This is a genomic window from Serratia symbiotica, assembly GCF_000821185.2.
Classification (GTDB): Bacteria; Pseudomonadota; Gammaproteobacteria; order Enterobacterales; family Enterobacteriaceae; genus Serratia; species Serratia symbiotica.
On sequence record NZ_CP050855.1, the window covers coordinates 3,270,331 to 3,284,048 of the forward strand.

Annotated in this window: 6 protein-coding genes, 6 tRNA genes, 3 rRNA genes and 2 pseudogenes; 15 read left to right on the forward strand and 2 right to left on the reverse strand. The window is 50.4% G+C overall.

The annotated features are described in order from the left end of the window. The first annotated feature begins 269 nt into the window (after positions 1-269). From SYMBAF_RS16135 to birA, 9 genes and pseudogenes are all read left to right on the forward strand, one after another. Positions 270-1,811, forward strand: a 16S ribosomal RNA gene (locus SYMBAF_RS16135). A gap of 73 nt (positions 1,812-1,884) precedes the next feature. Next, positions 1,885-1,961 (forward strand) — tRNA-Ile (locus tag SYMBAF_RS16140). Positions 1,962-2,075: 114 nt separating this feature from the next. Continuing rightward, positions 2,076-2,151: transfer RNA gene (locus tag SYMBAF_RS16145), tRNA-Ala, on the forward strand. Between the two features lie 210 nt (positions 2,152-2,361). Then, a 23S ribosomal RNA gene (locus SYMBAF_RS16150) occupies positions 2,362-5,273 on the forward strand. 106 nt (positions 5,274-5,379) lie between these two features. Continuing rightward, a 5S ribosomal RNA gene (gene rrf / locus SYMBAF_RS16155) occupies positions 5,380-5,495 on the forward strand. The 16S, 23S and 5S rRNA genes sit together here with 2 tRNA genes alongside, the layout of an rRNA operon. Positions 5,496-5,662: 167 nt before the next feature. Then, positions 5,663-6,504, forward strand: a pseudogene (locus SYMBAF_RS16160) (transposase); the annotation flags it as partial. Beyond that, a pseudogene (locus SYMBAF_RS16165) lies at positions 6,503-6,793 on the forward strand (IS1 family transposase); the annotation flags it as partial. The pseudogenes SYMBAF_RS16160 and SYMBAF_RS16165, both read left to right, overlap by 2 nt. Positions 6,794-7,194: 401 nt before the next feature. Beyond that, positions 7,195-8,232 carry a UDP-N-acetylmuramate dehydrogenase gene (murB, locus tag SYMBAF_RS16170; RefSeq protein ID WP_040264634.1) on the forward strand — a complete coding sequence of 346 codons (1,038 nt, stop codon included), beginning with the start codon at positions 7,195-7,197 and terminating at the stop codon, positions 8,230-8,232. Continuing rightward, positions 8,229-9,191 carry a bifunctional biotin--[acetyl-CoA-carboxylase] ligase/biotin operon repressor BirA gene (gene birA, locus SYMBAF_RS16175; protein WP_040264635.1) on the forward strand — a complete coding sequence of 321 codons (963 nt, stop codon included), beginning with the start codon at positions 8,229-8,231 and terminating at the stop codon, positions 9,189-9,191. The genes murB and birA overlap by 4 nt, the downstream gene beginning before the upstream one ends. 44 nt (positions 9,192-9,235) lie before the next feature. Here birA and coaA read toward each other — a convergent pair whose 3' ends face one another. Further along, the gene (gene coaA / locus SYMBAF_RS16180; protein ID WP_040264636.1) at positions 9,236-10,186 is read right to left on the reverse strand and encodes a type I pantothenate kinase; all 951 of its coding nucleotides are present in this window, start codon (positions 10,184-10,186) and stop codon (positions 9,236-9,238) included. 380 nt (positions 10,187-10,566) lie between these two features. Next, positions 10,567-10,839, reverse strand: a complete 273-nt coding sequence (locus SYMBAF_RS18575) for a hypothetical protein (RefSeq protein WP_175576942.1) — start codon at positions 10,837-10,839, stop codon at positions 10,567-10,569. 403 nt (positions 10,840-11,242) lie between these two features. On the opposite strand from SYMBAF_RS18575, the gene SYMBAF_RS16190 reads away from it, so the two are divergent. From SYMBAF_RS16190 to secE, 6 genes are all read left to right on the forward strand, one after another. Continuing rightward, a tRNA-Thr gene (locus SYMBAF_RS16190) sits at positions 11,243-11,318 on the forward strand. A gap of 24 nt (positions 11,319-11,342) precedes the next feature. Further along, positions 11,343-11,427 (forward strand) — tRNA-Tyr (locus tag SYMBAF_RS16195). A gap of 202 nt (positions 11,428-11,629) precedes the next feature. Beyond that, a tRNA-Gly gene (locus SYMBAF_RS16200) sits at positions 11,630-11,704 on the forward strand. A 6-nt stretch (positions 11,705-11,710) separates the two neighbouring features. After that, positions 11,711-11,786 (forward strand) — tRNA-Thr (locus tag SYMBAF_RS16205). A 109-nt stretch (positions 11,787-11,895) separates the two neighbouring features. After that, complete coding sequence (gene tuf, locus SYMBAF_RS16210) at positions 11,896-13,080, forward strand: elongation factor Tu (protein WP_040264637.1); 1,185 nt, start codon at positions 11,896-11,898, stop codon at positions 13,078-13,080. 253 nt (positions 13,081-13,333) lie between these two features. Next, a complete protein-coding gene (gene secE, locus SYMBAF_RS16215; RefSeq protein ID WP_040264638.1) occupies positions 13,334-13,717 on the forward strand; it encodes a preprotein translocase subunit SecE in 384 nt (127 codons plus the stop codon). Position 13,718: the final 1 nt, after the last annotated feature.

Below are 13,718 nucleotides of genomic sequence, written 5' to 3' on the forward strand. Positions count from 1 at the left end.
TGCCGGATCAGCAAGGGAAAAGTCAAAATAATGGCTTGACTCTTCAGAGGGAAAGCGTAGTATACGCCACCTCAAGTTTGCCGCCGTGCTGCGGCTGACTTACCGCTCTTTAACAATTTATCAGACAATCTGTGTGGGCACTCCACAAGACGATATCCCGTCCCTGTTGGGACGAAAAAATATCAAGTCTTGAAGAGTGACTACCTGAAGTAACATTCATGCAGTAAATCTTTGAGCAGCGCTTCACAAGTTGAAGCATATCAAGCTTTGAATTGAAGAGTTTGATCATGGCTCAGATTGAACGCTGGCGGCAGGCCTAACACATGCAAGTCGAGCGGTAGCACAAGAGAGCTTGCTCTCTGGGTGACGAGCGGCGGACGGGTGAGTAATGTCTGGGAAACTGCCTGATGGCGGGGGATAACTAGTGGAAACGGTAGCTAATACCGCATAACGTCGCAAGACCAAAGTGGGGGACCTTCGGGCCTCACGCCATCAGATGTGCCCAGGTGGGATTAGCTGGTAGGTGGGGTAACGGCTCACCTAGGCGACGATCCCTAGCTGGTCTGAGAGGATGACCAGCCACACTGGAACTGAGACACGGTCCAGACTCCTACGGGAGGCAGCAGTGGGGAATATTGCACAATGGGCGCAAGCCTGATGCAGCCATGCCGCGTGTGTGAAGAAGGCCTTCGGGTTGTAAAGCACTTTCAGCGAGGAGGAAGGGTAATGTGTTAATAAGACATTGCATTGACGTTACTCGCAGAAGAAGCACCGGCTAACTCCGTGCCAGCAGCCGCGGTAATACGGAGGGTGCAAGCGTTAATCGGAATTACTGGGCGTAAAGCGCACGCAGGCGGTTTGTTAAGTCAGATGTGAAATCCCCGCGCTCAACGTGGGAACGGCATTTGAGACTGGCAAGCTAGAGTCTTGTAGAGGGGGGTAGAATTCCAGGTGTAGCGGTGAAATGCGTAGAGATCTGGAGGAATACCGGTGGCGAAGGCGGCCCCCTGGACAAAGACTGACGCTCAGGTGCGAAAGCGTGGGGAGCAAACAGGATTAGATACCCTGGTAGTCCACGCTGTAAACGATGTCGATTTGGAGGTTGCGCCCTTGAGGGGTGGCTTCCGTAGCTAACGCGTTAAATCGACCGCCTGGGGAGTACGGCCGCAAGGTTAAAACTCAAATGAATTGACGGGGGCCCGCACAAGCGGTGGAGCATGTGGTTTAATTCGATGCAACGCGAAGAACCTTACCTACTCTTGACATCCAGAGAACTTTCCAGAGATGGAGGGGTGCCTTCGGGAGCTCTGAGACAGGTGCTGCATGGCTGTCGTCAGCTCGTGTTGTGAAATGTTGGGTTAAGTCCCGCAACGAGCGCAACCCTTATCCTTTGTTGCCAGCGATAAAGTCGGGAACTCAAAGGAGACTGCCGGTGATAAACCGGAGGAAGGTGGGGATGACGTCAAGTCATCATGGCCCTTACGAGTAGGGCTACACACGTGCTACAATGGCGTATACAAAGAGAAGCGACCTCGCGAGAGCAAGCGGACCTCACAAAGTACGTCGTAGTCCGGATTGGAGTCTGCAACTCGACTCCATGAAGTCGGAATCGCTAGTAATCGTAGATCAGAATGCTGCGGTGAATACGTTCCCGGGCCTTGTACACACCGCCCGTCACACCATGGGAGTGGGTTGCAAAAGAAGTAGGTAGCTTAACCTTCGGGAGGGCGCTTACCACTTTGTGATTCATGACTGGGGTGAAGTCGTAACAAGGTAACCGTAGGGGAACCTGCGGTTGGATCACCTCCTTACCGAAAGATATTGATTTGTGTGGCGTGCTCACACAGATTGTCTGATGAAAGTAGCGAGCAGAAATACCTTAATAGGCTTGTAGCTCAGGTGGTTAGAGCGCACCCCTGATAAGGGTGAGGTCGGTGGTTCAAGTCCACTCAGGCCTACCACTTCTCTTCTATGCTGCGTCATAGTACCGCTCGCATATTGAAATATGCGTCGCAACACCATGCCTTGCCTAGAAAAGAAGTTGTGATCTCAAAGGTCTCTGCAAGTGACAGTATGGGGCTATAGCTCAGCTGGGAGAGCGCCTGCCTTGCACGCAGGAGGTCAGCGGTTCGATCCCGCTTAGCTCCACCATAAAGTCCGAGTGCGGTGTTTCACTACTTCAGAGTGTACTGGCAGCAGTATGCTGTGAAGTATTTTGCTCTTTAACAATCTGGAACAAGCTGAAAATTGAAAAATGGCGGCTGAAGCTTATCCCTGCGTAGAGGTATTGGGGTAAGGGTCAAGCTGTCATGGTGACACTCACCTGTTTGCAATGCGAAGTGAGACACCTTCGGGTTGTAAGGTTAAGTGACTAAGCGTACACGGTGGATGCCTAGGCAGTCAGAGGCGATGAAGGGCGTGCTAATCTGCGAAAAGCGCCGGTAAGGTGATATGAACCGTTATAGCCGGCGATACCCGAATGGGGAAACCCAGTGTGATACGTCACACTATCGTTAAGTGAATACATAGCTTGACGAAGCGAACCGGGGGAACTGAAACATCTAAGTACCCCGAGGAAAAGAAATCAACCGAGATCCCCCCAGTAGCGGCGAGCGAACGGGGGCCAGCCCAGAACCTGAATCAGCGGGTGTGTTAGTGGAAGCGTCTGGAAAGTCGCGCAGTAAAGGGTGATAGCCCCGTACACAAAAATGCACTGGCTGTGAGTTCGATGAGTAGGGCGGGACACGTGACATCCTGTCTGAATATGGGGGGACCATCCTCCAAGGCTAAATACTCCTGACTGACCGATAGTGAACCAGTACCGTGAGGGAAAGGCGAAAAGAACCCCGGCGAGGGGAGTGAAAAAGAACCTGAAACCGTGTACGTACAAGCAGTGGGAGCACCGTTGAGGTGTGACTGCGTACCTTTTGTATAATGGGTCAGCGACTTATATTTTGTAGCAAGGTTAACCGCATAGGGGAGCCGTAGGGAAACCGAGTCTTAACTGGGCGAAGAGTTGCAAGGTATAGACCCGAAACCCGGTGATCTAGCCATGGGCAGGTTGAAGGTTGGGTAACACCACCTGGAGGACCGAACCGACTAATGTTGAAAAATTAGCGGATGACCTGTGGCTGGGGGTGAAAGGCCAATCAAACCGGGAGATAGCTGGTTCTCCCCGAAAGCTATTTAGGTAGCGCCTCGTGAATTCATCTTCGGGGGTAGAGCACTGTTTCGGCTAGGGGGCCATCCCGGCTTACCAACCCGATGCAAACTGCGAATACCGAAGCATGTTATCACGGGAGACACACGGCGGGTGCTAACGTCCGTCGTGAAGAGGGAAACAACCCAGACCGCCAGCTAAGGTCCCAAAGTCATGGTTAAGTGGGAAACGATGTGGGAAGGCCCAGACAGCCAGGATGTTGGCTTAGAAGCAGCCATCATTGAAAGAAAGCGTAATAGCTCACTGGTCGAGTCGGCCTGCGCGGAAGATGTAACGGGGCTAAACCATGCACCGAAGCTGCGGCAGCGGCGCTGATGCGTTGTTGGGTAGGGGAGCGTTCTGTAAGCCGTTGAAGGTGTCCTGTGAGGGGTGCTGGAGGTATCAGAAGTGCGAATGCTGACATAAGTAACGATAAAGCGGGTGAAAAACCCGCTCGCCGGAAGACCAAGGGTTCCTGTCCAACGTTAATCGGGGCAGGGTGAGTCGACCCCTAAGGCGAGGCTGAAAAGCGTAGTCGATGGGCAACAGGTTAATATTCCTGTACTGGGTGTGACTGCGAAGGGGGGACGGAGAAGGCTAGGCAGGCCGGGCGACGGTTGTCCCGGTTTAAGCGTGTAGGGGGGCGTTTTGGGTAAATCCGGAACGCCATACAGAAACCCTGAGGCGTGATGACGATGCACCAAGGTGCAGAAGCTGTTGATGCCCTGCTTCCAGGAAAAGCCTCTAAGCATCAGGTCACCTTTAATCGTACCCCAAACCGACACAGGTGGTCAGGTAGAGAATACCGAGGCGCTTGAGAGAACTCGGGTGAAGGAACTAGGCAAAATGGTGCCGTAACTTCGGGAGAAGGCACGCTGGCATGTAGGTGAACTCCGTATCGGAGGGAGCTGAAGCCAGTCGCAGAGACCAGCTGGCTGCAACTGTTTAATAAAAACACAGCACTGTGCCAACACGAAAGTGGACGTATACGGTGTGACGCCTGCCCGGTGCTGGAAGGTTAATTGATGGGGTTAGCCGCAAGGCGAAGCTCTTGATCGAAGCCCCAGTAAACGGCGGCCGTAACTATAACGGTCCTAAGGTAGCGAAATTCCTTGTCGGGTAAGTTCCGACCTGCACGAATGGCGTAATGATGGCCAGGCTGTCTCCACCCGAGACTCAGTGAAATTGAACTCGCTGTGAAGATGCAGTGTACCCGCGGCAAGACGGAAAGACCCCGTGAACCTTTACTATAGCTTGACACTGAACATGGAGCCTTGATGTGTAGGATAGGTGGGAGGCAGTGAATCGTGGACGCCAGTCTGCGAGGAGCCACCCTTGAAATACCACCCTTTAATGTTTGATGTTCTAACTTTGCCCCGTGACCCGGGGTGAGGACAGTGTCTGGTGGGTAGTTTGACTGGGGCGGTCTCCTCCCAAAGAGTAACGGAGGAGCACGAAGGTCAGCTAATCACGGTCGGACATCGTGAGTTTAGTGCAAAGGCATAAGCTGGCTTGACTGCGAGAGTGACGGCTCGAGCAGGTACGAAAGTAGGTCTTAGTGATCCGGTGGTTCTGAATGGAAGGGCCATCGCTCAACGGATAAAAGGTACTCCGGGGATAACAGGCTGATACCGCCCAAGAGTTCATATCGACGGCGGTGTTTGGCACCTCGATGTCGGCTCATCACATCCTGGGGCTGAAGTAGGTCCCAAGGGTATGGCTGTTCGCCATTTAAAGTGGTACGCGAGCTGGGTTTAGAACGTCGTGAGACAGTTCGGTCCCTATCTGCCGTGGGCGTAGGAAGATTGAGAGGGATTGCTCCTAGTACGAGAGGACCGGAGTGAACGCACCGCTGGTGTTCGGGTTGTCATGCCAATGGCATTGCCCGGTAGCTAAGTGCGGAACAGATAAGCGCTGAAAGCATCTAAGCGCGAAACTGGCCTCGAGATGAGTCTTCCCTGGGTCTGAGAGGTCCCTGAAGGCACGTTTAAGACGAAGACGTGGATAGGCTGGGTGTGTAAGAGCAGCGATGCTTTGAGCTAACCAGTACTAATGAGCCGTGAGGCTTAACCTTACAACACCGAAGGTGTGTTATAGGCAGGGGTGGAGTTATTTTCAGCGAGTTCCGAGATTGGTTCTGGTGGTTACGTGAGTAACGGCCGAGAATGAAACAGACTTTGCCTGGCGGCGATAGCGCGGTGGTCCCACCTGATTCCATGCCGAACTCAGCAGTGAAACGCCGTAGCGCCGATGGTAGTGTGGGGTCTCCCCATGTGAGAGTAGGACACTGCCAGGCATCAAATAAAGTAGAAAGCCTCATGCGAAAGCATGGGGCTTTTTGCTTTGTGAGTTACCGAGAGTGAACGGTTTACTGTGGCAGTTTGGAGTCGGAACTGTAGTGGATCAGTAATTCAGGACACGTCTAAATCCTGTTAGTGTTAAACAGTGAACATGAGGTGATGAATGATCAAAACTCGTCGAACCAAACGCACATTTTCCCCGGAGTTCAAACTCGACGCTATCGAGCAGGTTGTTAATGACTAGCGCGATGCCGGTGAAGTCGTCCAGGCACACGAACTCAATCCTGATCCTTTGCGTCAATGGATACGACTGTATAAGCAAGCGCTTCAGGGTATTGAGTCGGTTGGGAATGCTATTACGCCTGAGTAACGTGAAATTCAGCAGCTTAAAGCGCAGATATAGCGTCTTGAGATGGAAAAAGCAATACTAAAGCAGGCTGCCGTGCTGATGAGCACTCCCCCCCGGAAAACGCTCGCGCTAATCACATGGCTGAAAGCAAAGTGGCCCATATGGGTTCTCTGTAATTTGTTCGGTGTTCACTGTAGCGTTGATTAGGCACAGGTGAAGCGGCCCATTGATGTACGACGAGTCGGAATAAGAAGTCGGGTGAGAACATGTCATGTTCTCAGTTGTGGTGCCGCAGGTAGCCGAACAATCAGCCAGATGCTGCGACAGAGTGGGGTTGATGCAGGCCGATGGCTGGTTCGACGCCTGATGGAAGGAATGCACGCTGACACGTAGTCAGCCGGTTAAACACCGCGACCGGATAAACCATGACAGCAGCCCGGCCTTGCCAAACTTATTGCGTCGGCAGTTTAACCCAGTCGCACTAAATCGCGTCTGGTACGGCGATATCAGTTTTATTCGCCTGTAGGACAAATGAGGCTATCTCGCACTTGTCGTTGATTTATATGCACACCGAATTATCGGTTCAGCCCTCTCACTAACTGCTGATGCTGATGGAGTGTGTCGGGCAGTGGCGTAATGCCCTGGCAACTCCACCGGGAGCGACTGGCGTTACTGGTTCCATTTACTGTCGGTATGTTTACCAGCGATGACTGGGGCAGTTATGGCAGAGCAGTCCCGAAGGATAAGCCTCTGACGGGAAAGATTTTTACTCAGCGTATTGAACGCAATAATCTGACATTGCACACCCGCATCAAACGACTGACTCGCAAGATAATTTGTTTTTCGCGCTCTGTCGAATTCCACGAAAAGGTCATCAGGGCTTTCATTGAAAAATACATGTTCAACTCATTGGAGGCATCACTAAATCCTGGAGCAGAGGACTGATCCCGGATTGTCTCTTACTGGCAGGATCGTTCAAGTACTCTTAAACGATCGGCATTACCATGGTTTTTTTGTTATGATAAAAATAAGCTAATCGGTATTTATCTATTTATTTAAGGAATATTAAGACTGGTATCTATCCATAATAATAAGATATTTAATATATTTAAATAAACTGAAGTATATATATTGATGGCGATACATCTTATAACTTATTGATTTATAATTAATTATATCTATAGCGCTCCTACCTTATATAAAAAACGCTGATTAAATAAGAAAAGTCCGTATTCCATCAGATATTATTCTGATTAAAATAGCAGTAGTTAAAAACAAATATTAGCGACAAGCGTCGAATCGAGTAGACTAGGTGGAAGATTATTTCCGTATGGGTATTGAACATTATGTCTATTGAAAGCGCGTCTTTAAAACATCACAATACTTTTGCGCTCCCGGTCAACGCAGCGCATCTGGTTCTGGCAGATAGAATTGAATTAATGCTCAAAGTCTGGCAACAAACGCAAAAGCGCCAGATGCCACTGCTGGTGCTCGGCGAGGGAAGCAACGTGCTGTTTCTTGAAGACTTTGCCGGTACGGTGATGGTCAACCAATTAAAAGGCATAGATATCAGAGAGGAACTGGATACGTGGCACCTCCATGTCGGCTCTGGTGAGAATTGGCACGATCTGGTTTGTCACACTCTGCAAGTTGGTATTGCCGGGTTGGAAAACCTGGCGCTGATCCCGGGTTTAGTGGGGTCTGCACCGATTCAGAATATCGGTGCTTACGGCATCGAATTGAAAAACGTTTGTGAATATGTCGATCTTTTGGATTTATTTACCGGCGCTATTGATCGTATTCCGGTAGCTGAGTGTGGTTTTGGTTACCGTGAGAGCATTTTTAAACATCAATTTCAGACTGGACACATTATCGTTGGTCTTGGCTTGTGCTTGAGCAAGAAGTGGCGGCCAATGCTTGAGTATGGAGATTTAACTAAGCTGGATCCGGTAACTGTGACACCGAGTCAAATATTCGATTCCGTTTGTGCGATGCGTCGCAGTAAGCTGCCTGATCCCCGTGAGATCGGGAATGCTGGCAGCTTCTTCAAAAATCCGCTGGTGAGTGCAGAGAAATCTGCATCACTGATATCTCAGTATCCGGGTATGCCACATTATCCGCAGGCAGATGGACAGGTTAAGTTGGCTGCGGGTTGGCTAATCGATCAATGCGAGTTGAAGGGATATCGGGTAGGTGGGGCTGCCGTACATCGCCATCAGGCGTTAGTGTTGGTAAATGCGGATAATGCTACCAGCCAGGATGTCGTCGCTCTGGCGCGCCATGTGCGTAACACAGTAGCGTCCAGATTCGATGTATGGTTGGAGCCTGAGGTGCGTTTTATCGGCGTGATGGGTGAGTTGAATGCAGTGGAGGTGTTGTCATGAAAGACAGCAAGGTGCCGTTGAAGCTGATTGCGCTGTTAGCTGATGGCGGCTCCCATTCAGGGGAACATCTCGGTGAGTCGTTGGGTATGAGTCGGGCGGCGATTAACAAGCATATCCAGACTATCCGCGAGTGGGGGGTGGATGTATTCACCGTGCCAGGTAAGGGATACAGTCTTCCAAACCCGATTCAATTGCTGGAAGCCGATCGTATTCTCAAGCTGCTGGAAGACAAACGCGTGACTGTGTTGCCGGTAGTGGATTCAACCAATCAATATTTGCTGGATCGTATCTGTATGCTTCAGTCCGGTGACGCCTGTATTGCCGAGTATCAGCAGGCTGGCCGCGGCCGCCGCGGGCGGCAGTGGGTCTCACCTTTTGGCACTAACCTATATCTATCGATGTTCTGGCGTTTGGAACAGGGGCCAGCTGCTGCTATGGGGCTTAGCCTGGTGATTGGTATTGTGATGGCCGAAGTCTTACAGCGTCTAGGTGCGGAGGATGTTCGGGTTAAGTGGCCGAATGATTTGTATCTTAACGATCGCAAATTGGCGGGTATCCTGGTCGAATTGACAGGAAAAACTGGTGATGCGGCTCATCTGGTGATGGGAGCTGGCATAAACTTGGCGATGTGCGGTACCAATGCTGACGCCATTAATCAGGGGTGGATCAACCTACAGGAGGCAGGGATTAGCATCGATCGCAATGAGCTTGCCGCTACCCTGCTCAATGAGCTGCGACAGTCGTTGAAGCAGTTTGAAAATGATGGACTGACGCCATTTGTAGCGCGTTGGCACTCATTAGATAACTTTATTGATCGGCCGGTCAAGTTGCTGATTGGTGATCAGCAGATCTTTGGCATTGCTAGAGGCATCGATCAGCAGGGGGCTTTATTGCTCGATCAACAGGGGGTGATTAAAACCTTTATTGGTGGGGAAATATCTCTGCGCAGCGCGGAATAAAGATTTTAATTAAGGGGACAGAAGTCCCCTCGTATTTCTCAGGATTATTTTCTTAAGCGTACGCTCTTTACCGCATGGTTGGCGCTCTTGGTCATAATCAGGCTTGCTCGCTCACGCGTCGGCAGTATGTTTTGCTGCAAATTCAAGCCATTAATCTCATTCCATAGCTGTGTAGCGATATTGACTGCTTCAGGCTCCGGTAGTTTAGAGTAGTTATGGAAATAAGAATCAGGGTTGGAGAACGCCCCCTGACGGAATTTTAGGAAGCGGTTGATATACCAGTTTTGCAGTAATGTTTCCGGCGCATCGACGTAGATTGAAAAATCAACGAAGTCGGAAACAAATACACGGTGCGGATCGTGGGGATAATCCATCCCACTCTGCAATACGTTGAGTCCTTCCAGAATAAGAATATCCGGTTGTTCGATAACCTTATTGCCATCAGGCACTACATCATAAATCAGATGCGAATAAACCGGAGCCGTTACGTGTTTGGCACCGGATTTCACTTCTGAAACGAATTTTACCATACTACGCATATCGTAAGATTGCGGGAACCCCTTTTTCTTCATTAGTCCGCGTTCATTCAGCACCTTGTTGGGGTGCAAGAATCCGTCGGTAGTGATCAGCTCTACGCTGCGGTGCTCCGGCCAGCTGCTGAGTAGCGCCTGCAACAGGCGTGCGGTGGTGCTCTTACCCACGGCGACGCTGCCAGCAATGCCAATGATATAGGGAATTTTTTGCCCGTCGGTGCCGAGGAATTGTTCGAGAACCGCCTGTCGGCGTAGGTTAGAGCTGATATAGAAGTCCAGCAGTCGCGACAGCGGCAGATAAATCTGCGCCACTTCATCCAAAGAGAGATCTTCGTTTATCCCTTTCAGTTTAAGGATCTCTTCTTCTGACAACGTCAGCGGCACCGAATCTCGCAATGCAGCCCACTGGGTACGATCGAACTGAAGATAAGGCGTCGCTAAAGATTGATCTCTTTTTATCATAAGCCAAATTCTGCCTGTTAACGCAGGTTGGGAAAGGCGGTAGGACGCCAACTCCAGATAATAAACAAACTGCATATTATAGATAGCTGCGTATTTGGCGTAGACTTTTTTCGAAAAGTTGTCGATTGCAGCAGTTTATGTCAATTGTGCAGCGGTATCCAGGAACCATGATACCGTTTTCGCACTAGTTGGTGATAGATAGTGCGGGAAAGCTGGTTAATCACGAACAGACATTGGTAATAAATCACCGTCGGGTGATAGTAGCCATCGGGATGGCGGCATAGTCGGGCAGATCTCCCAGACAGCAGTGGTACAGCGTTTCTGAGGCGGAGCCGGTGCAACAGGCTGTGATGTTGCGTGTGGCTATGAACCAACAGCTTTTAAACCTTCACATGGTTGGGGCTGTTGGGCTTTGGACACAGTGCCAGTTGCATGGTACCGATGACACTGCGTTCGGCTCTAGCGATCCATAGCAGCATTCTCCCCTTGGTGAGCGTCAGTTTCAGGTTGTGGAAATAGCTTTCGGTATCTTCATGCAGGATCTGCGTGTCATAGCCCATCGAAGTGCCATGTGTGACTGCATCAGTCAACAGGTGGGACAGTATATCGTGGTAAATGGGCAGCGTGGCGGCGTTTATCAACACACTTTTCATCGGTCATTTCTCCTAGATGAAAGGGGCATCATGAAGAAAGCAATAACTGAGCCAGAATGTTAAAGCGCGCGGCGGTGGTAACAGAGGTGGGGTTTTATGGCCGTTAATGCTTTGGCGCAGGGTAGATTTCACTTTTCTGGTGTATTGATCCCGTTCACGGTTTGGCACCCCGACTTAATCGATTTGGGACGACCAATACGGATAATACGAGGTGGTGCAACGCTGGTAAAAGGTGAGCAAAATTGTACAGAGTGATGACTGCGATTGATGAATGTTTGTACGTCGTGGACAATGAATTGCAAGATAGTATGCAAAATTGGCTGATTTATGAGCGAAAGTGCGCGTAACGCAATTTTTTTGTTGCATAGGCCGCCAGCTCTACCTAGAATGCGCTGCACTTGATGCCGGCTTAGCTCAGTTGGTAGAGCAACTGACTTGTAATCAGTAGGTCACCAGTTCGATTCCGGTAGCCGGCACCATTCAAGTTGCAATAATTAAAAGTTGGTGGGGTTCCCGAGCGGCCAAAGGGAGCAGACTGTAAATCTGCCGTCACAGACTTCGAAGGTTCGAATCCTTCCCCCACCACCAAATCTTGCCTTTGGCAATTGACTAAAGCGCGGTAAATCTCGCAGCAGTTAGTTCAATGCGAAAGGGAAAGGCGAAAAATATTTAGCGAGGTTAGGTTTTGCTGCGCTAAACACAGTCGGCTCGAAAGATAAGAGCCAAGTGACAAACAATCTTGCTCTATTCCTAAATTTTACAGAAAAATCTGGTAGCCGAGTTCCAGGATGCGGGCATCGTATAATGGCTATTACCTCAGCCTTCCAAGCTGATGATGTGGGTTCGATTCCCACTGCCCGCTCCAAGACGTGCTGATATAGCTCAGTTGGTAGAGCGCACCCTTGGTAAGGGTGAGGTCGGCAGTTCGAATCTGCCTATTAGCACCACTTCTCACTCTTCTCGCCTATGATTTTCTTTCTGTTCTGAATTCAATGAGCAAATGCTTGGTTGATGTGGTGATACCACCGATTTATCCGTGTCTTAGAGGGACAATCGATGTCTAAAGAAAAGTTTGAACGTACAAAACCGCACGTTAACGTCGGTACTATCGGCCACGTTGACCACGGTAAAACCACCTTGACTGCCGCGATCACCACCGTTTTGGCTAAAACTTACGGCGGTTCCGCACGCGCTTTCGACCAGATTGATAACGCACCAGAAGAAAAAGCGCGTGGTATCACCATCAACACTTCTCACGTTGAATATGACACCCCGACACGCCACTACGCGCACGTTGACTGCCCAGGGCACGCCGATTACGTGAAAAACATGATCACCGGTGCTGCTCAGATGGACGGTGCTATCTTGGTAGTTGCTGCGACTGACGGCCCAATGCCTCAGACCCGTGAGCACATCCTGCTGGGTCGTCAGGTTGGCGTTCCTTTCATCATCGTATTCATGAACAAGTGCGATATGGTTGATGATGAAGAATTGTTGGAATTGGTAGAAATGGAAGTTCGTGAACTGCTGTCTGCTTACGACTTCCCTGGTGATGACTTGCCGGTGATTCGTGGCTCTGCGCTGAAAGCACTGGAAGGCGATGCGGAGTGGGAAGCTAAAATTATTGAGCTGGCTGAAGCACTGGATTCTTATATCCCAGAGCCAGAGCGTGCTATCGACAAGCCGTTCCTGCTGCCGATCGAAGATGTATTCTCCATCTCTGGTCGTGGTACCGTTGTTACTGGTCGTGTTGAGCGCGGCATCATCAAAGTTGGCGAAGAAGTTGAAATCGTTGGTATCAAAGACACCGTTAAGTCTACCTGTACCGGCGTTGAAATGTTCCGCAAACTGCTGGACGAAGGCCGTGCGGGTGAGAACGTGGGTGTTCTGCTACGTGGTATCAAGCGTGAAGATATCGAACGTGGTCAAGTTCTGGCTAAACCAGGCTCCATTAAGCCTCACACTCAGTTTGATTCAGAAGTGTACATCCTGAGCAAAGAGGAAGGTGGCCGACACACGCCATTCTTCAAAGGTTACCGCCCGCAGTTCTACTTCCGTACCACTGACGTAACCGGCACCATTGAGCTGCCAGAAGGTGTCGAGATGGTCATGCCAGGTGATAACGTGAACATGAAAGTCACCCTGATCCACCCAATCGCGATGGATGACGGCCTGCGTTTTGCCATCCGTGAAGGCGGTCGTACCGTTGGTGCCGGTGTTGTTGCTAAAGTTATCGCTTAATCGCTGATAACGTTTGACGCGACGCGCGGTAAAAGGGCATCATTTGATGCCCTTTTTCTACGCTGTGAACAAGAACCTATCTCACCAGCGATCTTGCAGTCACAATCATTGGTGAGATAGGCTCTTAAAGTGTGTGGCTAATGTGTCATAGCGTATACGCCGAGATACTGGCAAAACAGTATCTGATCGGTTTGGTTTGCCTCGCATTGCGAGGCAAAGTGGTTTGTTTTGGATTATTGTAACAGGTTGGTTTATGAGTGCGAATACCGAGGCTCAAGGGAGCGGGCGCTGCCTGGAAGCGGTTAAGTGGCTGATCGTTGCCATTCTGTTGGTTGTGGCTATCGTCGGTAATTATTACTATCGTGATTTAAGCCTGCCATTGCGTGCGCTGGCAGTTGTGCTGATCATCACCGTTGCAGGTGCAGTGGCGCTGATGACCACCAAAGGCAAAGCCACAGTTGCGTTTGCGCGCGAAGCGCGAACCGAAGTGCGTAAAGTGATTTGGCCAACTCGTCAGGAAACGCTACATACTACGTTGATTGTTGCTGCGGTAACTGCCGTGATGTCAATGATTCTGTGGGGGCTGGATGGTGTTCTGGTTCGTTTGGTCTCGTTTATTACTGGCCTGAGGTTCTAAA

Excerpts from the sequence above, each read along its gene's own strand:
- murB (WP_040264634.1), top strand. The coding sequence starts at position 7,195 with ATGTCTATTGAAAGCGCGTCTTTAAAACATCACAATACTTTTGCGCTC.
- birA (WP_040264635.1), top strand. The coding sequence starts at position 8,229 with ATGAAAGACAGCAAGGTGCCGTTGAAGCTGATTGCGCTGTTAGCTGAT.
- coaA (WP_040264636.1), bottom strand. The coding sequence starts at position 10,186 with ATGATAAAAAGAGATCAATCTTTAGCGACGCCTTATCTTCAGTTCGAT.
- SYMBAF_RS18575 (WP_175576942.1), bottom strand. The coding sequence starts at position 10,839 with ATGAAAAGTGTGTTGATAAACGCCGCCACGCTGCCCATTTACCACGAT.
- tuf (WP_040264637.1), top strand. The coding sequence starts at position 11,896 with ATGTCTAAAGAAAAGTTTGAACGTACAAAACCGCACGTTAACGTCGGT.
- secE (WP_040264638.1), top strand. The coding sequence starts at position 13,334 with ATGAGTGCGAATACCGAGGCTCAAGGGAGCGGGCGCTGCCTGGAAGCG.